Origin of the sequence: Pseudoalteromonas sp. SCSIO 43201 (genome assembly GCF_023716725.1) — a bacterium.
In the GTDB taxonomy this organism is placed as follows: Bacteria; Pseudomonadota; Gammaproteobacteria; order Enterobacterales; family Alteromonadaceae; genus Pseudoalteromonas; species Pseudoalteromonas peptidolytica.
This window is the reverse complement of the sequence record NZ_CP072683.1, coordinates 3,707,435-3,728,787: the sequence shown is the minus strand read 5'-3', so window position 1 is coordinate 3,728,787 and position 21,353 is coordinate 3,707,435. Positions and strand designations below refer to the sequence as shown.

At 44.2% G+C, this 21,353-nt stretch carries 19 protein-coding genes; 11 read left to right on the top strand and 8 right to left on the bottom strand.

All coding sequences use genetic code 11. The annotated features are described in order from the left end of the window. Positions 1-25: 25 nt before the first annotated feature. Genes J8Z24_RS16210 through J8Z24_RS16200 form a run of 3 tightly spaced genes read left to right on the top strand, consistent with a single transcriptional unit; the run spans position 26 to position 4,866 of the window. Positions 26-2,038, top strand: a complete 2,013-nt coding sequence (locus tag J8Z24_RS16210) for a type VI secretion system Vgr family protein (protein WP_252095000.1) — start codon at positions 26-28, stop codon at positions 2,036-2,038. A gap of 8 nt (positions 2,039-2,046) precedes the next feature. Continuing rightward, positions 2,047-2,550, top strand: a complete 504-nt coding sequence (locus tag J8Z24_RS16205) for a DUF6931 family protein (protein WP_125250756.1) — start codon at positions 2,047-2,049, stop codon at positions 2,548-2,550. Between the two features lie 15 nt (positions 2,551-2,565). Then, positions 2,566-4,866, top strand: coding sequence for a hypothetical protein (locus J8Z24_RS16200; protein ID WP_252094999.1), 2,301 nt, complete (start codon positions 2,566-2,568; stop codon positions 4,864-4,866). A gap of 60 nt (positions 4,867-4,926) precedes the next feature. Here J8Z24_RS16200 and J8Z24_RS16195 read toward each other — a convergent pair whose 3' ends face one another. The 3 genes from J8Z24_RS16195 to J8Z24_RS16185 form a co-directional block, all read right to left on the bottom strand. Continuing rightward, positions 4,927-5,220, bottom strand: coding sequence for a PAAR domain-containing protein (locus J8Z24_RS16195; protein ID WP_125250755.1), 294 nt, complete (start codon positions 5,218-5,220; stop codon positions 4,927-4,929). A gap of 135 nt (positions 5,221-5,355) precedes the next feature. Next, positions 5,356-5,655 carry a putative quinol monooxygenase gene (locus J8Z24_RS16190; RefSeq protein ID WP_147388963.1) on the bottom strand — a complete coding sequence of 100 codons (300 nt, stop codon included), beginning with the start codon at positions 5,653-5,655 and terminating at the stop codon, positions 5,356-5,358. Then, positions 5,636-5,866 (bottom strand): DUF2798 domain-containing protein, encoded by a 231-nt coding sequence (locus J8Z24_RS16185; RefSeq protein ID WP_147388964.1) that lies wholly within the window; start codon positions 5,864-5,866, stop codon positions 5,636-5,638. The genes J8Z24_RS16190 and J8Z24_RS16185 overlap by 20 nt, the downstream gene beginning before the upstream one ends. An 89-nt stretch (positions 5,867-5,955) precedes the next feature. Here J8Z24_RS16185 and J8Z24_RS16180 point away from each other — a divergent pair, with 89 nt between their 5' ends. Next, a complete protein-coding gene (locus J8Z24_RS16180) occupies positions 5,956-6,816 on the top strand; it encodes a LysR family transcriptional regulator (RefSeq protein WP_252094998.1) in 861 nt (286 codons plus the stop codon). Positions 6,817-6,836: 20 nt separating this feature from the next. Here the strand turns inward: J8Z24_RS16180 and J8Z24_RS16175 are convergent, their stop codons facing one another. Then, the gene (locus tag J8Z24_RS16175; RefSeq protein WP_147388966.1) at positions 6,837-7,538 is read right to left on the bottom strand and encodes an NUDIX hydrolase; all 702 of its coding nucleotides are present in this window, start codon (positions 7,536-7,538) and stop codon (positions 6,837-6,839) included. Positions 7,539-7,844: 306 nt separating this feature from the next. Here J8Z24_RS16175 and J8Z24_RS16170 point away from each other — a divergent pair, with 306 nt between their 5' ends. The 4 genes from J8Z24_RS16170 (at position 7,845) to J8Z24_RS16155 (ending at position 11,979) form a co-directional block, all read left to right on the top strand. Next, positions 7,845-8,720 carry a response regulator transcription factor gene (locus tag J8Z24_RS16170; protein WP_252094997.1) on the top strand — a complete coding sequence of 292 codons (876 nt, stop codon included), beginning with the start codon at positions 7,845-7,847 and terminating at the stop codon, positions 8,718-8,720. Then, positions 8,717-10,096: a sensor histidine kinase gene (locus J8Z24_RS16165; protein WP_147388967.1), complete on the top strand. Its 1,380-nt coding sequence runs from the start codon at positions 8,717-8,719 to the stop codon at positions 10,094-10,096. The genes J8Z24_RS16170 and J8Z24_RS16165 overlap by 4 nt, the downstream gene beginning before the upstream one ends. Positions 10,097-10,162: 66 nt before the next feature. Continuing rightward, positions 10,163-11,038, top strand: coding sequence for a retropepsin-like aspartic protease (locus J8Z24_RS16160; RefSeq protein WP_252094996.1), 876 nt, complete (start codon positions 10,163-10,165; stop codon positions 11,036-11,038). A 401-nt stretch (positions 11,039-11,439) separates the two neighbouring features. Next, positions 11,440-11,979 (top strand): carboxymuconolactone decarboxylase family protein, encoded by a 540-nt coding sequence (locus J8Z24_RS16155; protein WP_125250747.1) that lies wholly within the window; start codon positions 11,440-11,442, stop codon positions 11,977-11,979. A 38-nt stretch (positions 11,980-12,017) separates the two neighbouring features. On the opposite strand, the gene J8Z24_RS16150 is transcribed toward J8Z24_RS16155, so the two are convergent. From J8Z24_RS16150 to J8Z24_RS16140, 3 genes are all read right to left on the bottom strand, one after another. Continuing rightward, complete coding sequence (locus J8Z24_RS16150) at positions 12,018-12,440, bottom strand: serine protease external chaperone (RefSeq protein ID WP_252094995.1); 423 nt, start codon at positions 12,438-12,440, stop codon at positions 12,018-12,020. Between the two features lie 11 nt (positions 12,441-12,451). Then, entirely contained in the window at positions 12,452-14,248 is a 1,797-nt protein-coding gene (locus J8Z24_RS16145; RefSeq protein WP_252094994.1) for a S8 family serine peptidase, read from the bottom strand. A gap of 101 nt (positions 14,249-14,349) precedes the next feature. Beyond that, on the bottom strand, positions 14,350-14,754 hold the full coding sequence (locus J8Z24_RS16140; RefSeq protein WP_128731442.1) for a YbaN family protein: 405 nt from the start codon (positions 14,752-14,754) through the stop codon (positions 14,350-14,352). Between the two features lie 256 nt (positions 14,755-15,010). Here J8Z24_RS16140 and J8Z24_RS16135 point away from each other — a divergent pair, with 256 nt between their 5' ends. After that, on the top strand, positions 15,011-16,249 hold the full coding sequence (locus J8Z24_RS16135) for a Zn-dependent hydrolase (protein ID WP_252094993.1): 1,239 nt from the start codon (positions 15,011-15,013) through the stop codon (positions 16,247-16,249). Positions 16,250-16,320: 71 nt separating this feature from the next. Here J8Z24_RS16135 and J8Z24_RS16130 read toward each other — a convergent pair whose 3' ends face one another. Further along, a complete protein-coding gene (locus J8Z24_RS16130; RefSeq protein WP_147388971.1) occupies positions 16,321-17,616 on the bottom strand; it encodes a porin in 1,296 nt (431 codons plus the stop codon). A 312-nt stretch (positions 17,617-17,928) separates the two neighbouring features. Between J8Z24_RS16130 and J8Z24_RS16125 the strand changes: the two genes are divergently transcribed. Continuing rightward, entirely contained in the window at positions 17,929-19,887 is a 1,959-nt protein-coding gene (locus J8Z24_RS16125) for a methyl-accepting chemotaxis protein (protein WP_252094992.1), read from the top strand. Between the two features lie 276 nt (positions 19,888-20,163). Further along, positions 20,164-21,015, top strand: a complete 852-nt coding sequence (locus J8Z24_RS16120; protein WP_125250740.1) for a D-hexose-6-phosphate mutarotase — start codon at positions 20,164-20,166, stop codon at positions 21,013-21,015. Positions 21,016-21,353 lie beyond the last annotated feature (338 nt).

Below are 21,353 nucleotides of genomic sequence, written 5' to 3'. Positions count from 1 at the left end.
TAATCTACTTCAATAAGGTATCAATATGGAAACTTATATTGCAGGTGAGGTGAGCTATTTGGTTGCAAAAGCAGCCAGCGGCAAAACGTATCGCCTGAACTACTGCAACATCAGTGATGAGGTAGATAAGGGCGTATCTGCTGAAGTGGAACTTGTTACTGATGGTGATGATGGTACCAGTTTGCTAGGAGAAACTTTAACAGTAAACTGGTATCAGGACGTCGCGGGTCGACCTAATAATTTATTAGAGTATCAGGCGTATGTGGCGGAAATAACTGAACTTGAAAGCGGAGCTGATAGTGTGCGACGGTTTCAACTGGTGCTCAAATCTTGGCTCTGGTTACTGCGTTTTAATCGCACATATCGAATTTATCAAGGGCAATCTGTAAAAGATATTCTGTCGGATATTTTTGATAATGCGGGTTTTAAGGGGATGTACAAGTTTGGCACTATGCCTAGCGCCAAATTGGAATACTGTACCCAGTATGATGAAACCGATTTAGCGTTTGTTACTCGATTGATGGCACAGTCAGGTGTTATTTTCTATTTTGCGCAATCAAGTGGTAAACACACTTTGCAGGTACAAAGTGCGAGTTCACCACTAGACACAAACAGTCAAGCTAAGTTTGACCATGCTCAAGTTAAAACCGCGAAAAACCTCTTGCTACAACGCTTTGAACCGATGCAAAAGCTGGTTAAAAAGTCACTGTCCCTTTCTGGCTATAACTATACAAAAACAAAAGTCGAGTCGGCCAAAAGTCAAGTTTCAAGCTCCAGTGTGACTACCGCTACGAGCAACGGCTTTGAATATGTTGGGTTACAAAGCGATAGCAATGACTTTAGCGATGTCAGTACACTCGCGACGCAGCTAAACCAGGCTGAACAAGCACAAGGTGGCGATATCGAAATGGAGACAGATGCGAATGTGGTCGTAGTAGGGAACAAGCTATCAGTGGTGACGCACCTTCAAAGTCAATTAGAAGGCGATTATAACGTTTTAGCAGTCAATCACCATATTGATGTGCGTCAGTCAAATCAAGCGACTAGTTATCGCTGTGTGGTGCGCTGTCGTGATGAAGCGCAACCATTGACCCCCCGACATCCAGCTAAGCCATTGGCACGTGGGATCACCTCTGCGGTGGTAGTCACGGAAAGTGGCGCTGCAGATAGTAAAGGTGAAATCAGCCAAGATACTGATGGGCGTATCAAAGTACATTTTTATTGGGATACGGCAGATGATAAGTCCACCAGTTGCTATTTGCGTGTAATGCAGCAAACTGCTGGTAGTAAGGCCGCAATGCAGTTTATCCCGCGGATAGGGGATGAGGTTATCGTTGACTTTATCAATGGCGATATTGATAAGCCGATAGTGATTGGCAGTGTTTTTAATAGCAATACTAAACCACTTTACCCACAAAAAGATGCGACACAGTCGAGCATTAAAACGGGTTTAGCCGACGATACCGCCCATGAAATTTGCTTTGATGACAAAAAAGGTGAGGAGTTACTGTCGATTACGTCAGGTAAAGACTTTACCGTCACGGTGGCAAACAATGCCACACATTTAGTCAATGCCGATGATAGCCTAACGGTTAAGAAAAATCAGACGACTTCAGTGGAAGAGTCACAAACGGTTTCTGTGACGAAAAATTATTGCTTGAAAGCGGATAAAATTACACTGGAAGGAGACAGTGAGATTGCGCTAAAAGTGGGGAGCAATCAAATTACAATATCTAGCTCTGGAATTAAAATAGAAGGCGCGGCTATTGACCTGAAATCGTCTCAAGATACGTCGATCTCGGCGATGAATTTTACGAGTGCTAGCAAAGCTTCAACCAAAATTAGTGCTACCGCCAATTTGGACTTAAAAGCCACGGCTCAAGCTAATCTAGAGGGGACAGCTGGGGTCAATGTTAAGTCTACAGCCATTGCAAAGCTAGAAGGGACGGCCGGTGCACAAGTCACTTCAACGGCAATGGCAAAGCTCAGTGGTACCGCAATGGCTGAGATCAGTGGTGCTCTGGTAAAAATAAACTGAGTAGATTAATGACGAGAATTAATGAGCAAGTGCTTGGGCAACTCAAGCAAGCGTCTATCGCGACGATTATCGGGCGCTATAAGGCTTCTGAAGAAGCCAGCCACTTATTACAGCCAACATTGACGCCACAGCAGGGGGTCGCTGTACTGCTAAAAGCTGATCTAGAGCGGGATGCGATTCAACTTATTGCACATGGTCTAGCGGTGATGAATGCTATCCGCTGGGGGCTTGAAATAGTGAAATCCTATGGCGCAAACACAGATGATGAGCATAAGGTATTAAGCTGTGTAGAGAGCTGGTTGCAGTCCCCGAGCGAAACCTTACGTATCCGTGCACAACAACTCGCTGAACGGGTAGGGCTAGACAACGCATTTGGTTGGCTAGCTTACTCAGTCTTTTGGTCAGGAACCGGGTCAATCGTTGCACCTGAGTTACCTGTGGTACTACCACCTGAAAATATGGTTGGCCATGCTATCAATGCTGCAATATTATTATCTATGATAGATCAATAATCCCTTGGAGCTTTCATGCCGTTTGCCACGACTCATATTTTGAATACATGGCGCAATGACACCAGTATTAGACTGACACCTAGAGGCAAATTATTACGAAAAGTGGATAGCAAAGTTGCAGCGTATCGAGCGTCTGCAACTGCTGCCAACTTTAGAGAACTAAAAAGTGCCTATTTCTTATGGCAGGTAAGCAAAGAAGAAAAATATTTGAAGCAAGACGGTTGGCGTTCAAGCCAGCGAAACTCGGCTGATAATAACTTTCCTGTTGAGCGCTTGCATCACTTTCTATTTCCAGAAAAACAAGATCAAGAGATTGATGACTTCTCTTTGTTGCTGGCCAAAGAGGCCAAGCGAGATTGTGTGAGGATTTTATACGGCAGCCGTGCAAAGTTTCTGTATAAAGATGACTTGAAAGACATGGTGAAGCAGGCCAAGAAAGACATCACACAGTCAAAGCGTGAAAAACAAGAGAAAGATCGCCAAGTACAGTCAAATTACAATGAAGAGCAGCGGCGTGAATCATCAGAAATTCATAAAATTGCCAATGCGATTGTGAGTCAAATCAAAAGTGGCAATGTCATGGCTACCGCCGTTAAACAGGGCTACCACTGGGTAAAAGAAATCGCGCAAACCGTTATCGATTTTTTGAAAGGCATAGCGCAAGACTTTATGTTCTTTGTCAAAGAATGCTGGGTGAGTATCCGCGAACTGTTGATAAGCTTGGTTGCTGAAATTTGTATTGCTTTAGTGCCTGGTATCAACGCTATCGTTTCTGCCGCCAAATCTGTAAAAGAGTACACAGATGCGGTGAAAATGGCAGCTAAAGCTTGCTCTCAGCGTTTTAAAGATAGCAAAACGATGATGCTGGCCAATAAAACCTATCAGCTGAGAACAGCCTTGACGACATTTGCGAATAACCAATTCTTGCTGGCGATGGCTGAGGCAGGTAAACAGTTGGTGAAGGCAATTGATAACAGCTTTTCGGTCATTTCTGGGATCACACTCCCTGGTAATGTCACGAAAATACTGACTCTGACCGCTTTTTATGTACAAAAGATCGCAGTATTAGCGAAAGAGTACTACTACACTCGAAAGATTAACCGACATTTACTGCAAATCAATAAACATCATCCGTATCTTGATGACAATTTGCTAAAAGATCCGCTCATTGCTGCTTACCTTATTGTCAATGCAACCGACTCCACTTTATTTGCAACAGTGCGAGACAATACGGATATGGCAGTGTGGCTTGACTACTGCAATGAGCATTTATCTGAATTTGAGTCGCTAAAGGAGCGAGCGCAAGAATATATCGAGTCTCGTAAAATTCGGTTGAAGGATCTGAAAACCAAGAGCGATGAAGTGGGTCCTGCGCCTTTTCTGCAACAAGTACAAAATTTTGATAAATCCTTACTGAGTAAAGTGGAGTTATCTAAGCCTAGCTCTTTACTTGATGATATCAGAAGCTTTGATAAATCTACTTTAAAATCAACGTCAACGCAGGAAAAGCACGGTCATGGGTTGTTGGATGATATTGAGCTGTTTAATCAGAGCAACTTAAACTCGGTGAAAACAATAGAAAAGCGCGGTTTGGGACTACTAGATGAGGTGACCCGATTTAACCCCTCACAATTAATGCCAAGTGATACCCAAGTAAAGCGCGGGGTTGGTGTGCTCGACCAGCTGGAATTATTCAACAAAAAGTCATTGAGTAAAGCGAATACGACGGTAAAACAGGGTGTGAGTGTATTGGATCAAGTTGAGCTTTTTAATAAAAAAGTACTGAAACAACAAAGCACCAATCAGTTTGACCAGCTATCGCAACTAAAACGATTAGAAATGGAGTTGCAGGCCTTAGACTATAAGCTGCTTGGGCAAACGTTATTAGGTAAATCGTCGCTGTCGCATGATTTGAATACACTGGAGCAGACGCCAGTTAATGTCGCGCAGTGGAAAAAGCTAACATGGGTGAAATTTGGTCGCCGTCACGAAATTACTAAAGCTATCGACAATGGTATTGGTAAGTACTACCAGTTTTTCCGCCAGCGCAAACAGGCATTAATTAAGCCACGTAACTGTAAGCAGATCCCCGCTTGCTTAGCCATCATTGCTCACCGTATCGAGATCTTGCAGCGTGATGTATTGTACCCTGCACAAAAGTGGTTATCTCAGCTGGACTCGACACATCGAACCAGTCCTCGTCGTCCTGCGATGACAAGGCTTAATGCGGCTTGTCAATCGGAGCGTAACGCACTACAGGCTTTGGCTATGTCTTTGGAAAAGCTGCATAGGCGATATGCCTTACTGTCTGATTAACGTGGTGCTTGGACAGCGAGTGAGCGTAGATCTGGGCTTCAAGCTCACCGCTAATTGTGTTTAGCCTATTAACACCGTTGGCATGCCAAGGACGATGTTACCGCCATGGCTGGTGGTGTCCCCCATTCTTGCTGCTGGTCTGCCACTGATAAGCACACTGGTACTGCCTTTTACGATGGTATCTGGTGGACCAACACAAACAGCGATATCACCAACAACAGAAGCAGGCATTCCCCCAATTAACACGTTTGGCACCGAAGGGCCTGATATTGGCCCGCCTACATGTGGCACGGTGCCAGTCACCAAAGAGCAGACGTGCATATCTGAAATCCGTGCAGCTGGTAATCCTGGCATGGCATTTTCCTTTTATTGTTGTACTTCACCTTAGTATATCGTCTTTGTAAAAATACCCAAGGTTTAACAAGTCACTAAACCAATCGCACAACACCTAGTAAAATGGCATTGTGCTATATCGAGCTAAAGTGTTGGTTACAGCGGTTTGATGGCGATTATATCCACCGCTTTTGCCAACCATCCTTGATACAGTGTAAATACCTGTTTGGTGTAAGCTTGCTGGTGATGAAAATCAAACGCGGCTTGATCAATGAAGCGCTCAACTAAGGTAAGCTGGGTGCGGTTTTCATTTTCATAAAGTTCAAAGCGTAAACAACCTGCTTCTGCATGAGTGGCAGGCAAGATCTCTTGGATTGCGTTAATACAATCTTGATAGTGCTCGGGCTTAGGTGTGATATGGGCGATAAAGTTAACGTTATTGTGGCTGATGGTCATGGTATTTCTCCATAATGCGTTTAGTAACGGCGGTAACGGGGGCTGATAATAAATAAGCTGCGACAAACGAGGCTGGCCAAGCGTTGGCAAAAGCATGTGCCCATCGCATGGTAAAGTCTGCCACTAATCCTAAGTTGATGTACGTAACCCACCCAGACACCATAAGTGACAGGCATAGTGACAGTAGCAATGTAAAAACGAGTTTTTGCATGTTTTCTCCTTTGGCTGTTGGTATGATTGTAGGGAATAGCCAGTCGATCAGAATGGCAGAAGTGGAAAGCTAAGATTGCAAGGGTAATTATGCTAGATGACTTACGACTGTTTATTGAGATAAGCCGCTGGGGAAGTTTTGCCAAGGCGGCAGAAGAGCTTGGGATTGGCGCCCCGACGCTGTCTAAACGGATGTTAGCGCTAGAAGACAAGCTTGGTTATCCGTTATTACTGCGCAGTGCCAGAGGGCTTAGACTAACAAATCACGGTCAAGCTGTAGTCGATGAGATGGCTGATCCGCTGCTTGCGCTGCATGCAAAAAGTGAAACGCTTTCGACACTAGAAGCTAAGACGTTCCACCTGCTATGCCCGCAAAACCTAATAATTGATCCATTATACGATGCACTGCAATCGTTTCAGTCGCAACATCCTGATATTCAATTACATGTTGAACCTGCCAACAGTGTGGCCTTGTTAAGCCAAAAGCGCTTTGATTTAGCGATCCGTGTTGGCGAGCTGGAGGATTCTAGCGTCTATCAAAAGCGCTTGGGGCAAATTACCGTGCGGGTAGTGGTCGCTAAAGAGATTGCGACTACGCAAACTTTGTTCTTACCGTTTAAAGCTTCACAAATTCCAGCAACCGATGAATGGCTCACACTACTTGCACAGTTCAATCACGTATCTTATGTGGGTGATATCACTCTGGTGAGAAAATTGGTTGGTTCAGAGAACGGTGCGGGTGTATTGCCAATGACGGAAATAGCCGCGCTGCGCGCGCACTCTAAAACAGCATTTAAATATATCGGTGACTGTCAATTTACTCGTAACATTTATGCGCTTTGGCCAAACCAGCGGATCCCACCGGCTCACACCAAGGATTTTATCGAACAGTTGCAAGCACAATGTCAGGCACTAGATTATTTGCAAGGAGCAGTATTGTCGTTGTCGTAAAAACTACCACGATCTGTGCTTTATCCAAAGCTCAAACTCCGTTCAAAATACACAGTTTCTGTGTCTGACTTTAGCCGGTATAACTGTGCCAGTCGCCCACCAGACTTCACTTTTTCATCGAGTGCTTCAAGCATGCCGGAAGCTTCAACACGCCTTATTAAGCTTTTACGTTGAATAGGCTTGGCGATGATGGCCTCAATGGCAGCTTTAAGTTGTCCGATGGTAAATTGATCCGCTAAGCAATAAACGGGGATCATTGAATATAATGCTTTTTGTTGTAGCTGAGATCTTGCCGTTGCGATGATCTGCTTATGATCAAAAGCTATTGCGAGATCTTGGATCGCACTCAGATCCATCCATTTTACTTCCTCTACTGCACTTGGTTTTACGGCGATACATTGCGGTGAAATCAAAGCGTAATAAACCAGCGATACGCTAAAGCCTCGTGGATCACGGTTGATCCCAGAGAAGGCTTGTAGCTGCTCAAAAAATTGCGGAGTGGCAGCGGTGAGCGCTTTGATGTTGCGCAGCGCACTCATATCCGTGTTGTCATCCAGTTCAATATCAACACACTCGCCAGGTAACTCCCAGCGACCTTTAAATGGGGCGCTAGTACGTTTTACCAACAGTACTTTTAGGCTGTCCTGCAACATTGTAAATAGCACGTTGTTTACTGAAAAAAGTGGGGTGTGAAACTCGGTTAAATCGTGTTCAGAAGTCATCGGTTATCTAGATACTGTCTTTTGGACACAATAAACGATTGTCCAGATTAAAGCAAAAATAAGGGTTTTTTATGTTAATAAATATAAGTTTTTGTCTGTGTGACACTAATATTTAAATCGATCAAAATTTGTATTGTTGTATATTTGTGTCTTAGTGACACTATTAACTACAAGTTGCAAAGGTTGCAGTTTTGCATTGATAAGTAATGTAAAAGTCCTTTTATTATAGATAGTTACCATCAATCAAGAGGGTGAATGGTTGATTGTTTTTTGTTATGCGGTGTTTGCAGCTTGGTATAATTTGCTATGGTCACTACGTTTAATAAGCTGTGCGGTTGTGGCATAGTGCAGCTATTGACATTATCAGCTGACGGATCGCTTACTTGCGTGGGCGCGATTGACTCTCATCACAATAATGATGAAAGGTATTGCGGCTATCAAAAGGCTTCGAATACTTCAGCACGACTCGTTAAGTTAATTTCAACAATGCCTAACCAATATACTGTTTTATATGTCGAGGATGACCCAAGCAGTGCCGAGATTTTAAGTTTATATCTGGCACAAGCGGATATGCAGGTTGTCCATTTCGATAACGCCCCAGATGCCCATCGAGCCTTACAAAACCTCACATTTGAGCTTGCGATTTTGGATGTTATGCTCCCAGGAGGTGATGGCCGTGAGCTACTTAAAGAGTCCGTTATGCGCAACATTCCTACCATTATGGTGACCGCAAAAGTGTCTGAAACCGACCGCCTTGAGGGGTTTGAACTTGGCGCGGATGATTATGTGTGTAAGCCTTACAGTCCGCGTGAAGTTATCTCCCGAGCAAAAGCGCTATGTAAGCGCAGCTATCGTGGACAGCAAAGTGCCGCTTTGCTGTTTGATGGCTTAAGCATTAACTTAGAGAGCAAATCCGTCACTGTGGCAAAGCAGACTCCTGCGTTGACGGCGGTAGAGTTTGAGTTACTACTCACCATGGCCAAACAACCTCACCAAGTATTTAGCCGTGCACAATTAATAGAGCAAGTGTGGGGGAGCGATGCACCGATCACAGACCGTGCCGTTGACACGCATTTAGCAAACCTTCGTAAGAAACTGGGCGATAGCAAAGCTGAGCCTAAGTTTATTGCTACGCGTTATGGTCAGGGTTATCAATTTATCGCGAATAAGGTATTGCCATGAAATTAAAAACTAAATTTACCTTACTTGTGGCACTATGTACCTTTGCATTGCTTGGGAGCTTTTATCAGTTATCTAAACACTCGGCGGAGCGCACCTTTTTAGCGTTCAATAAGCAAAGTGCGGTGACATTTGGGCATACATTGCTTGATGATGACTTAGTGGAAGCCGCATTGGCTGACAAAGCTTTTGTAAACCCAGAAGCGACGCTGACGTTTTTATCAGCGACTTTTCCCGAGCAACTGTTTATTTGGCGAGACACCAAGTTAACCACGAGTGCAAAAACCCTTGACCCAACGCTCTCAATTGAGTATGAGCAGGTCAAATCCGGTCATCAATTTTCAATTCATCATCCCGGTGTTGCAGCCTTTGTGGTGCAATTTAATGAAGTACAACATGAACTGGCGCAAAATGAAGAATTATTTTGGCTTCCCAAGGTACTGCTAGACAGGTCGTTTGAAAAGGAAGCGCTACAGCAAGCGATGCTGGACGATTTTATGCTTACTTTGGTCATCTTATCGATTATTGCTGCATTACTTGCGTGGCTGGGGTCGTGGTACTTCTTGTCGCCGCTTAAACAGCTTAAACGTAGCTTTAAGGCGATAGAGTCGGGCGAGTTAGATACCCGCTTGGCGCTTAAGCGCCATGATGAAGTGGGTGAAATCATTAGCAGCTTCAATAATCTTGCTGCGTGGTTACAGGGGTTACATCAGCAATATAAACAAATGAATTCAGACTTATCTCATGAGCTCAGAACCCCACTTAACGGCATTCGCTCACGCTTGGAGGCAATGGAAGACGGCATCTTGCCGATGGATAAAGCTCAGCTGGCAGTGATCGCCCAAGACCTTCACAACGTCAATCGTATCATCGACGACTTGTGCTTATTATCGTTAACCGAATCAAAACAACTGACGTTGTCACCTACACAGGTGAATGTTTCTGAGTTGCTAAGTGCGCTTTTGGTGCGTTATCAAGCGCAGGCACAGGAGCAAGGTGTGGCGTTGACAGCGGATATTCAAGCGGGCGTAACCGCTACGCTCGATGCAGGAAGAGTTAGGCAGATAGTGGTGAATCTACTCGATAATGCTTTTAAATACGGCGCTGATGGCGGCATTGTAATGCTACACCTACATTATCAAGACAATGAACTGGTTATCACGGTAACTGATCGCGGTCAGGGTATGTCTCCTACTCAATTAACACAAATATTTGAACGCTTTTACCGAGTTCAGGCGTCACGCCATGACACATCTAGTTTAGGGCTCGGCTTACCAATTTGTCGTCAACTTGCTGAGTTGATGGGAGCGACCCTGACTGCCAATAGCACTGAAAATCAAGGAGCGAGCTTTACGCTGAGGTTTTCTCGACTAACTTGATAATTGCTTGACAATTGCTCGGCATAGTTAGCTCAACAAAAACATCAACAGTGTGAGAGCAAGATTATGAGAGCAATTATTTTATCAGTATTAGCATGTACTACCGTTGGCTGTGGCATCAGCGCGCCTACGAAACCTGAGTCACTAACCTTACCGATGAAGTATACCGAGAAAGGTCATGCCTATGTAATGACAGCGCTTAATCATCAGGTCACGCATCCCATGATTTTAGACACTGCTGCGAACGTTGGTATTTTGCCTGTAGACATGAAAGTAAAATTAGCCTTGCCAGAAGACAAAATAAGCACAATGAATGTGCAAGGAGCCAATGGTAATTCAGAGCTGGAATTGACAAAGATAAAGCACACGAGTGTCGGGCACTTTGCGATTGAATCGCTACCATATGTATTTCAAGATATGAACCGCTTAGAGGTCGAAGGCGTCTTACCTGGCATTTTGGGGCATGGATATATGTCGCAATATTGTAATGTGTTTGATTTTAAAAATAATGCGTTTAGCTTGTATCAAAAGGCTTGTCCAAGTAGTGTGACACAAGGTCTAGAAAGTGCACGCTTTACAATAGACGACGACTTTATCAAACTCACAGCAAGTTTTAATGGTGAACGGGTGGATGCGTTACTAGATACCGGCGCGCCAACTAATTACATCAACTCACACTTGGCAAATAAGCTATCTTTGACGCTTGGTAAAGAAGATATCGGCCGAGGTCTAAATAATATAGAAAACAAAAAGGTCGCCATAGAGTCACTGCGCTTTAGCGTAGGTGGCAAGGAAATCATCAATACTGAAAGTCACTTGTCAGATATGCCGGTATTTGAGGTGCTTGGATATAAAGATGAGCCATTTATCCTACTTGGCTTAAGTAACTTTAAGGATGACAAGCTAGTTATCGACTATGCTGAGAACAAAATTTATTTTTGATCCCAATGCTGCTGGCTTGACCCGACCAGCCAGTAGCGAATTATATTTCATACTAATTTAGAAAGTTATTGTGTCTACTATAGCGAATAGTTATTTGAACGATCATTCAAGTAAGGTTAGTCTAGTACTCAATGAGTAGTTAACCTGAGGTTTGGATAAGGAATGTTCCAACTCATTATTGCTAAAGCGCAACTAATTTTTTCCTTGTCTAGCCAGAGAGTTTTAGGGAAAACAAGGCGAATTTACGTACCAATAGCTGGCTATTGGAAGTGAATTCAACGCAGTTAGCACTAAAACTGGCTGCTAGAAAGGCATTAATTATCCGCAGCTCAGGTTAGTTAACCTGAGGTTAGTTAGATCTCGGGTTATACCAATACAAAATGCACCAAAAGGAGCTAGTTATGACTGACTTTACAATCCATACTGTGGACTCTGCACCGCAAAAAGGTAAACCATTACTCGAGAAGTCCCAGCAAGCGTTTGGCCGTATTCCAAACCTTCATGGCGTGATGGCTGAGTCGCCTGAGCATCTACATGGTTATCAAGTGTTACACGAAGCGTTTTTAAACAGCTCGTTCAATAACGATGAAAAAACCGTGGTATGGCAAGCGATTAACGTAGAGCATGAATGTCATTATTGTGTGCCTGCTCACTCCGCTATCGCAAAATCAATGAAAGTGAGTGATGAGTTGGTCAAAGCATTGCGTGAGCAAGCACCATTGGGCGATGAAAAATTAGAAGTATTGCGTGCCACAACACTCGAAATGCTGCGTGAGCGCGGTAAGTTAAGTGATGCACAAACTAAAGCGTTTTTTGCCGTGGGTTACACCAAGCAAAACCTGTTGGAAATCATTTTAGCGCTAAGTCAAAAAGTGATGAGTAACTATGTGAATCATATTGCACACACGCCACTAGATGACGCTTTTAAGGCGTTTGCATAGTGTGCAGAGGAGGCGTAGCGCCTCCACTTCATAACCCTTTACTCGCTTTCTAATCCTTCGAGTTGTAGACCAATTTGTGTGCTCAATACTCCTGGCTGAGCGCGTAATTGAGCGTTTAATACTTGAAGATCTATCTGTGAGTCAGCATGCCTATAAATAGCGCGATTGCCCCTGACATAACTTAAAACCAGTGTATTATCTCGCGCAAAAGTTGTGGCATCGATCACTGAAAGGTGCTCCACGATAACTTCCCCCGTGACCGTGTACAATTCGCCGGTTGACGGCGACTGTAGCTGCAAGCCTTTTGTTAAGGTAACACTATTCGCTTCTACAGCAATAAACTCTTGATTATTAATAGTAACAGCAGCGCCTTGAGAGGCTTCTACCAGCTCAACCAATGCGTCGTTGTTTGCAAAAGCGTGGCCACTCAGTAATAAGGCAGTTAAAACGATTGCTTTCATGAAGGTTCTCCTTAGTTATGACCAATAAAACGAATTTGCCATGAGGTGAGTACACCATCTTGTGCATTATTTCTGTGAACTGCTCGAATATCTTGTGCGCCATTACGAGGGTCAAATACGAACGCCTCATCTTCACCTTGTGTATCAATGAGTCGGATTGTCCATTGGCCTTGAGCAGCTTCGCCATAGAAGTGATGTGACAACATCTGCATGTCAGCAAAACCATTACGACCTGTGATCGTTCCAGTTCTTGGGGTCATCAATATACTGCGAGTGCCTGCTGGAGAAATAAGTTCAATTGCCACGTCTCGTGTGCTGGTATGCTCTCCTGTTACTCGGATCTGGACAGCTTCAACGGTGACATCGTTGTCAATTTGTACCGAGCTTTCACCACCTGCAACTGAACCATCAGGTATGGTTACGTTGGCATCAACTTGCTGCCACGGTGTGATAGTAAAATTGCCGCGATCTGCATTATAGAATCTTGCCATGTGAACTGCCGCGTCAACATCTACGGCACCGAAACCATAAAAGGTATGGAAGTCATAACCTGCCGCGTTAGTTTGCCATGTAGGGATAGCGTCGTACTGTTGTGCTTCGCCCTGTGCATTGTTAAAAGTCAGGGTGACACCTGGGTGCTCGGCATCAATTTTGCGTGCGGTAGAAGCTAATATGTGCCTGACATCGCGCCAAGTCAAAGCGGGGTTTGCTGACATAATTAATGCGATTGCACCTGTTGTATTTGGTGCTGCTGAAGACGTTCCATTCATTGTGGCATTATAGTCACAGTGTGGGTCGAGTGGGTGCCCACCATGCAAGCTGTTACGTAAATTGGCTGGGTTTTTACCCCAATCGCAACCGCTGATATCGGTTGAGATGATCGCTGGTGTTGTGGAGCCATACTCACCACCCGGCGCGCTCACAAATACACTTGAACCGACCGTAGAGTATGAAGAAAGTTTGCCATCTGCGTTATATGCTGAGACCACTAAGTTCCAGTAACTGGTATCAATTCGCTCAAGGTTTACATTTTGCATGGGTAAGCCGTGGTTACGATTTGCAAACCATAAGTAACCTGAGCCAAGACCACGGGCGTTAAAGCTTTGTACCCGATACCCATTGCCCGCTGACTTCACGAAAATAGCACCGCGTCCGCTGTGACTGGTGGTGGTGATCTCTTCTTGTGCCTGTTCATAGGTTTGTAGCCATGGTGTTGAGTCATAATTAAAGCGCTGCGGTGCAGATAAGGTGCGACCATAGCTTTGGTTAAACACGCGAGGAAAATCAAATGAAGCCTTGTTAAAACCATCAGAATACATGCCGTGAGACTGTAGCCAGTTCTCCATATTGCCATTTTTTAGGTAGTTAAAACCAACAAGTCCAGCTCTTGGAGCAACCCCACGACCACCAATACCATTAAATGCAGTTGCTGCAATAATCCCTGCAACACCGGTGCCGTGACTGTCACTGCTGTTGGCTGGTTTTAAGTCTGGTGAGTTGGTTAGAAAGTCCCACGATCCTGGTTTTACATTATTAATTAAATCGGGGTGTGTGAGCTCAACACCACCGTCAATTACAGCGGTGGTGACGCCGCTTCCCATAATGCCAAGCGCATGAGTTAAACTTAAGTTCAGGTCTTCTCCTGCCACGCCACCTCGTTCAGAAAAAGCATTTTGTCCGGTGTTTTTTAGATGCCATTGCTGGTGTACGAGAGGATCACCGGGAAATAAAGGGTATTCCTGTTGGGCGCTGGCAGAGCTTGCCATTATGCCTAACACTGTTGCTAGATAGGTTATTTTTATTTTCATAGTATCTCAACTTGTTGTTGTTTCTTTTACAAGAACAAGAGATATACCTTAAATGGGTAGTAATGTAAACTTTGGGTTTACTTTGTTTTATTTATGTGTTTTTAATCTCTAATGTTAACGGGTGTTGTGCTTGGGCGTGAAAATATATAACAAAGCACTGTGGCCTCGATGCTTGCGACAACCCAGATCACCCACATAGGTGCAGCGCTTAGACTTAGTATGACAAGGCCAATCGCCATTCCTACTGTTGCACCAATTTTACCTTTGGGTGGAATAACTTGATATTGTTGCCATGCCACTAGGCTGGGGCCAAATTTTGGGTGAGTCAGTAGCCAATGCGCTAATTTTGGAGAGGAGCGCGTAAAGCAGCCCAGCGCGAGAATGAAAAAAATAGTCGTAGGCATCACAGGTAACGCCATACCAATAAAGCCAAGGCCAACAAACAGGATCCCTGCTGCGTGAAACCAGAAACAGCGGTTGAATAGGGAGGTGTTATGTTTTGGCATTGAAATTCTCACTTTTCAAGCGACAGAGACAGTCACTTCACACACTTAAAAGCATACCACAGAGCCGGAAATTCGCGAATTTTCAACTAAGCTAAAGCTAAGCTTAAGGCAGAGCCCAAGCCTGAATCAATGTGAGCACCTAGTTGGTATAGGTAGTAACTTGTGAGCGTAGCAGGCACACATTGTCGGCTAAGGGTTATAGTTACGAAGTAAATAACAGCACACGGAAGGTGTCATCGAAAATGAGGAATGAGTTATGAAAGTGAATTTGGAACGTCTCAAGTCAATGCTATTCGCGCTCGCAGAGTTTGGCTACAACCATGAAGACAAGGGGATCTATCGACAAGGGTTTAGTGACGAAGATTTTGCAGCTAGAAAATGGCTGATGTCCTGTGCACAACAAGAGGGATTTATAAGCCGAATGGATGGTGCAGGCAACGTGATCATTGAAATGACTTCTCCTGAAATAGCAACAAAACCCGCAGTGATCATAGGTTCGCACTTAGATAGTGTGCCAGCTGGTGGTATGTTTGACGGCACGCTGGGTGTTGTTGCAGGCTTTGAATGCCTGCGAGTGCTTAAAGAGCAAGAGGTAGCATTGACTCATCCAGTATGGGTAATAGGTACTAGTGAGGAAGAGGGACGTTTTAGTGGCATGATTGGCGCACAGGCGTTAACTGGAAAGTTAACCACACAGCAATTACTCAGTAGCCATGATGCCGATGGATATATGCTCAGTGACGCTATGCGTGCTCAAGGGTTAGAACCGATGGCGGCGCTGGGTGCAAAATTACCGCCAGAGCAAATTGACTGCTTTTTAGAACTTCATATAGAACAAGGTCCTGTACTTGACCAAAGCGGAATACAAATCGGCGTGGTAGAGGGAATTGCTGGCGTATTTAAATGGATGGTTAAGTTAATAGGTAAAGCGAGCCACGCTGGTACTGTGCCAATGGAAATGCGCAGTGATGCCTTTATGGGGCTGGCAGACTTTGCTTATCAGCTTGATAGAATTATTGCCGAAGATGGTACTGATACTACAAGGATCACGGTTGGCAAAGCGGAAATCAAGCCTGGCTTTGCGCATACTGTTGCGGGCGAGGTTAATTTTACTATTGTGGCGCGCGATATGGATGAAACGATAATGGAAGCCTTGGAGTTGGCCTGTCATAAGGTATTAAGCGCGATTGCTCGTAAGCATCAATTGGTGTTTGAGCATGAGCGGATGAGTTGGGTACCACCAGTAAAATGTTCACCTGATATGATCCAGTTTATCCGCCTACAGGCAGACGCTTTGTCACTTAATTATCAAATCATGCCAAGTGGCGCTGGACATGATTGTCAGGTTTTTTGTGATATATGTCCAACGGGGCTTATTTTTATTCCGTCTCTTAACGGTGTTAGCCATTCACAAGACGAATGGAGTCACTGGCATGATGTTGAAGCGGGTAGTAATTTGCTGCTCCATTGCGTGCACCAAAGGGCGATGCGCTAATAGCTACATCGCCCTGAATACCACGCTTTTTGCAGGTTTATGCGTGAATTTTATTGGCGTCCCATGAACGGCTAAAAATAGTAGCCAAAGTTAATATTGAAGCGACGCTCGGTTTCATCGCTATCGCCAGCAATTGAGCCACCAATAAACGGCTGGTTTTTTGCGTGAACTAAGTCAACATAGGTAAAAAATGCACCAGCGGCAAGTGATACGCCCGTTACATTCATCCATGTATCTTCAGTGTTATCGGATTTATCATAAATAATACCGAAGTCATTATAAAATTGCAGATCGGTAATAGGACCAAACTCAACTGGCATACTGTAAGCTAAGTTAACATTTGACATGGTTGCTTCTGCTGCAATTGAGTCATAGAAAGCATAAGCGCCCACAGCCATGCGATTCACGTCATCAATATCGTAGTTGTACTCGCCATGCTGTAACTGCAAGTTCCAAGGGCCTATATTGCTATTTAGGTGCAGCGCCCATGCGTGGTAATCGCCGGCACGGTCATTACCGTCGTGTAAACCACCGGCTAATCCTGAGAGGCCAATTTCTGTGACACCACCGCTGTGCTCAAGGTGGTAGGCGTAGCGGCCAACAAACGTATTGTATTCACCGATTGGTTGAGTGGGATCATCATAGACACCATCTCCCGCCTTACGAAAACCGACGACGTCATAAGAATAGCGGTCACTGCGGTCATCAACGTAACCATCTACGCCACCTAACTCGTCATTTTTAAAAAAGCCGAGGTCGAGCTGCCAGTTATCTGCAACTTTTCGTTTAAAGACCACCCCCATATCATGATCATCTTCGAGGCCAATATAATAGGTGGTGTTAAAAAACCAGTTATGAGAGTTGTAAGGTGAATTGCCAAAAGGCACTTTGGTCATACCAACCTGTGCTTGCCAATTCTCGGCGAAATCGTAGTCTAAATAGGCATACTTTACAGCAGTCATGTAGTCAAAAAAGCGGATTTCTGCATTTAAGCCAAACCCACCTACGTTACCTGAAAAGTTAAGCCTGAAAATATCGAAATCAAAATCACCGCCGCGATTTTTATTGTCATCATCGTATGAGGTATGACTGAAATTAGTTCGTACGGCGCCGCCAACTTTGATACTTGGCTTTGGCTCTGCTGCGGCAACGGTGGTTGTGGTGTTATCTTGCGCTTCAGCTTTTTCAGCTTTTGCAAGTTCTTCCTGCTTAGCTCGAGCTTGTTCCTTCTCCTCTAATTGCGTGAGTTTCTTTTGAAGTTCAGCCAATTGGCGTTTTAATAGGTCAATTTCTGAATTATTGGCAAGCACTGGATTAGTGCTTAGTGCTAGACCTAATCCCAGTGAGATGGTTGAAAGTTTTAACATAGTTGTCCCGTTGTTAAGTGGTTGAGCGCAAAAACTTCTTACGGATAATAGACTATAAAAACCAATTTTGCAGAAGATGGCATATATGGTCTAGTAATTAAAAAGCTGAGTTGAAAAGTGCGTTATCACACCTGACCCAGACATTTTATCAAGTTGTTACAATAACATGCCGAAGGCTTTACCCCAAAGTCACCGAGATAAGCGGTCATAACGAACAATAATCGCTGCTCAAGTAGTCATATTTTTGTGTCATTCTTGCTCAATAAGGTATCTATCACTATATTTTTATAATCGATGAAATGGTGTTGATTCATGAATATATCGCAAAAGTTAAGACTATCGTTTGCAGTGGCAATCGCCCTGCCGTTACTGATTATCGCGGGGCTCATTATTAGTCAAACAAGGCAGCAGGGTATTGAGACTTTTTCAGAGCTAAGCGATAGAGAAGCGATCCAAGTCGATAATGGCATTCAGATGTTTTTTGATGAAATTGCAAAAAATGTTGATTATCTAGCTTCCCACCCTGATGTGTTAAGTGCCCGTCAAGGCGTACAAACGTATATGGACGAAACCAGTGCAAGCCGTCTCAACTCAATGGCTGGTAGTGAGAGTGAACGCGCAGCATATACCCTGTTTGAGCACTTTGGCAAAACCCACCCTGGCATTGCCTATATCTATATGGGTAATCAGCAAGGCGGGTATATTCAATGGCCGTTGGGACAAGTAAATGCCAATTACGATCCACGTCAGCGCCCATGGTTTAAAACAGGACAGGGCGGTAATGGCGATACTATCCGCACAAGTGCGTACTATTGGGCGCCAGATGATATGGTGATAGTGTCGACGGTGAAGGCCGTGAAAGCTAACGGCCAAAATGTTGCAGTGCAAGGCATGGATGTATCTTTGCAGGGATTAACCAAGATTATTCGTAATATTAAGCTCGGAGAAACGGGATACTTAATGCTGGTGGAGGATACCGGTAATGTCCTAGTTGATGCGAAGTTTTCGGAACACCGGTTTAAGAAATTAAATGACATCGCAAATGGCCGTTATCGCGAATTGGCGCAAAATAATGACGGTCTATTTGAGTTGGAAATAGACGAAAAAGACTATTTTGCTAACATTTATACGTCGCCTAAGCTTGGCTGGAAATTTATTGGGTTAGTTGAAAAAAGTGAAGTAATGGCAGCATCAAATGCAATGACGCTGACCATTCTAATCTTGAGCGCCGTGCTGATTGCCATTTTTGTGGTGCTGGCCAATTACATTTCCAAGTTGATTTCAGCGCCTATTGTAGAGGTGAGTGATGGACTGACTGAAATATCGCAAGGGGGAGGTGATTTAACCCAACGTCTAGATATAAAAACCAAAGACGAAACAGGTAAACTCGCAACTAGTTTTAATCAATTCCTAAATTTAATCGCTGAATTAGTGGCACAAATAAATGAATGTGCGCAGCAAGTAAATGAAACATCAAAACAAACCGCGTCACAGTCTGATCAGCTCACTGGGGCGACGAGTCAACAGCAACAAGCGCTGGAAATGGCTGCCACAGCCATCAACCAAATGGCGGCTACGGCCAATGAAGTGGCGGCCAGTTGTGCAAATGCCGCAGAGCTGGCTGGTCAAACGCAACAAGCCTCTGAGCTTGGGCAAAGTGTGATTACAGAATCGGTAGAGAGTGTAGCCACTCTATCTGAGGTTATTAACAAGGCGACCTCAGATATTATGCAGCTGGATACTGAAAGCGAAAATATTATGTCTATTTTAAGCGTGATACGAGGCATTGCTGAGCAAACTAACCTATTGGCGTTGAATGCTGCAATAGAAGCAGCGCGCGCAGGTGAGCACGGTAGGGGATTTGCTGTGGTTGCAGATGAAGTAAGAGCCTTGTCGCAACGTACTTCAGAGTCAACAGAAGAAATTGCATCACAGCTTGATAAGCTGCGAAAAATGACTGAGTTGGTATCTGGGGAAATGAAGCGCAGCCTCACACGCACAGAAAAAACAGTGGAGCTGACTAACTCTGCACAGCAACAGTTTTCCGAGATCACTCAAGCAATTGTGAATATCAGTGATTTAAATACGCAAATTGCTACCGCAGCCGAAGAGCAACAGCATGTTGCAGAAGATATTAATCGCAACGTGGTAGAGATTAAAAATGCCGCAGATAGTGTGAGTGATATAGCGGTGAACACAAATGAAAACGGAGTGAGGCTGCATTCTTTATCTAGCGCATTGACCGATTTAGTTGGCAAATTTAAGGTGTGATTCGCCATAGATTGAAACAGCATGAGTATGCTCACTCTTATCCAAACCTTAATGTGTATCGCTGAAAGTGGGGATGGGTGAGCTGAATGGTTCTAATCGCCCATAGTAACCCGCTTTTACTATATTTTAAGGCTTTTCCCTGCGCTCAAAAAGTACCTGATAACGCAATATTTAATTATCAAGTAATTGAATAAGTTTCAAAATGATTGATAACAGTTTACTCGCAGTATTTAAGTGGTAAGGTAAGCATATCATCGAGTTGACGTAGGAATTACCATGGAACTATCACCTTCTGTTTCGATTGAGCGCACAGAGTCAGGTCTGGAATATATCTGGGTTGACAGTGCACTGTGTCAGGCAAAGATTTTTTTACAAGGCGCACAGCTGACGGAGTTTACACCAGCTGGAAAAGGCAACTTAATCTGGGTTTCTGAGGCTGAAGATTATCTCGAAGGAAAACCAATTCGTGGTGGTATTCCTATTTGTTGGCCTTGGTTTGGCGTGCATAGTCAGGCTGAGTGGCCTATCCATGGCGTCGCGCGTAAATTGGTCTGGCGTGCTGATAGTGTGATAGAAAACGACAACGAAATTATCGTAAAACTCACTTTGCCAATGACCTTGGTCGAAGCGCAATATTGGCCCCATCAATCAACATTAGCAGTTGAATTTGTGCTTTCAGATAAACTGGCTGTGCGACTGACCAATACGAATACAGGTGATGTGCCTTTCACTCTGACACAAGCTTTACACACCTATTTTCCGACACCAGAGATTGGCAGCACCACGGTGGATGGGTTACAAGGTGCTAAGTATATTGAATTTGGTGAAGGCCCATATGAGCAAAATGAGATAGTGAGTTTTGCGCGCGAAACAGACATGGTTTATACCCAAGCGGGCGCAGTACAAACGATTAATACCCCAGCTGGAATTATTGAAGTAAAACGTGAGCAATCTAGCTCTTGTGTATTGTGGAACCCCTGGATTGAGAAGTCACAACGCCTAAGTAATTTTAATGACGAGGAGTACCACAACATGCTGTGCTTGGAAGCTGCGAATGTTATGGACGATGCTGTACAGTTGGCACCTGGAGAAAGTCATACACTAGGCACGGTGCTGCGCTGGTTATAACGCGTGTTTGTGTGTGCTTTGCTTCTAAATCAAACACTAACGACATTAAATGTTGTTATTTAGTACAAACTAAATAGCATAAGGATGTATAGGTCGTAGTGATAGTGGTGATGCCGACTAGGTTTCCTCGGTGAAAAGTAGCTCACTTAACTAAGCAAATAACTGAGCAACCTGAATTCGGGATAATAACTTGAACTCTAGCAGCTGTTACCTCTTACTACAGCGTTAAATTTGTTTAGCTATTGACGCACAAATTTGCTTTGTATCAAGAAAGAACTGCGAGCTAGCGTGATATTACATCTTTTGAGCTCAGGTTCAGTAAATTGGCATAAATGAAA

Coding starts and splice junctions, on each gene's coding strand:
- J8Z24_RS16195 (WP_125250755.1), bottom strand. CDS start 5,220: ATGCCAGGATTACCAGCTGCACGGATTTCAGATATGCACGTCTGCTCT.
- J8Z24_RS16120 (WP_125250740.1), top strand. CDS start 20,164: ATGGAACTATCACCTTCTGTTTCGATTGAGCGCACAGAGTCAGGTCTG.
- J8Z24_RS16190 (WP_147388963.1), bottom strand. CDS start 5,655: ATGACCATCAGCCACAATAACGTTAACTTTATCGCCCATATCACACCT.
- J8Z24_RS16165 (WP_147388967.1), top strand. CDS start 8,717: ATGAAATTAAAAACTAAATTTACCTTACTTGTGGCACTATGTACCTTT.
- J8Z24_RS16130 (WP_147388971.1), bottom strand. CDS start 17,616: ATGTTAAAACTTTCAACCATCTCACTGGGATTAGGTCTAGCACTAAGC.
- J8Z24_RS16125 (WP_252094992.1), top strand. CDS start 17,929: ATGAATATATCGCAAAAGTTAAGACTATCGTTTGCAGTGGCAATCGCC.
- J8Z24_RS16135 (WP_252094993.1), top strand. CDS start 15,011: ATGAAAGTGAATTTGGAACGTCTCAAGTCAATGCTATTCGCGCTCGCA.
- J8Z24_RS16175 (WP_147388966.1), bottom strand. CDS start 7,538: ATGACTTCTGAACACGATTTAACCGAGTTTCACACCCCACTTTTTTCA.
- J8Z24_RS16145 (WP_252094994.1), bottom strand. CDS start 14,248: ATGAAAATAAAAATAACCTATCTAGCAACAGTGTTAGGCATAATGGCA.
- J8Z24_RS16170 (WP_252094997.1), top strand. CDS start 7,845: ATGGTCACTACGTTTAATAAGCTGTGCGGTTGTGGCATAGTGCAGCTA.
- J8Z24_RS16200 (WP_252094999.1), top strand. CDS start 2,566: ATGCCGTTTGCCACGACTCATATTTTGAATACATGGCGCAATGACACC.
- J8Z24_RS16180 (WP_252094998.1), top strand. CDS start 5,956: ATGCTAGATGACTTACGACTGTTTATTGAGATAAGCCGCTGGGGAAGT.
- J8Z24_RS16140 (WP_128731442.1), bottom strand. CDS start 14,754: ATGCCAAAACATAACACCTCCCTATTCAACCGCTGTTTCTGGTTTCAC.
- J8Z24_RS16160 (WP_252094996.1), top strand. CDS start 10,163: ATGAGAGCAATTATTTTATCAGTATTAGCATGTACTACCGTTGGCTGT.
- J8Z24_RS16205 (WP_125250756.1), top strand. CDS start 2,047: ATGACGAGAATTAATGAGCAAGTGCTTGGGCAACTCAAGCAAGCGTCT.
- J8Z24_RS16185 (WP_147388964.1), bottom strand. CDS start 5,866: ATGCAAAAACTCGTTTTTACATTGCTACTGTCACTATGCCTGTCACTT.
- J8Z24_RS16210 (WP_252095000.1), top strand. CDS start 26: ATGGAAACTTATATTGCAGGTGAGGTGAGCTATTTGGTTGCAAAAGCA.
- J8Z24_RS16155 (WP_125250747.1), top strand. CDS start 11,440: ATGACTGACTTTACAATCCATACTGTGGACTCTGCACCGCAAAAAGGT.
- J8Z24_RS16150 (WP_252094995.1), bottom strand. CDS start 12,440: ATGAAAGCAATCGTTTTAACTGCCTTATTACTGAGTGGCCACGCTTTT.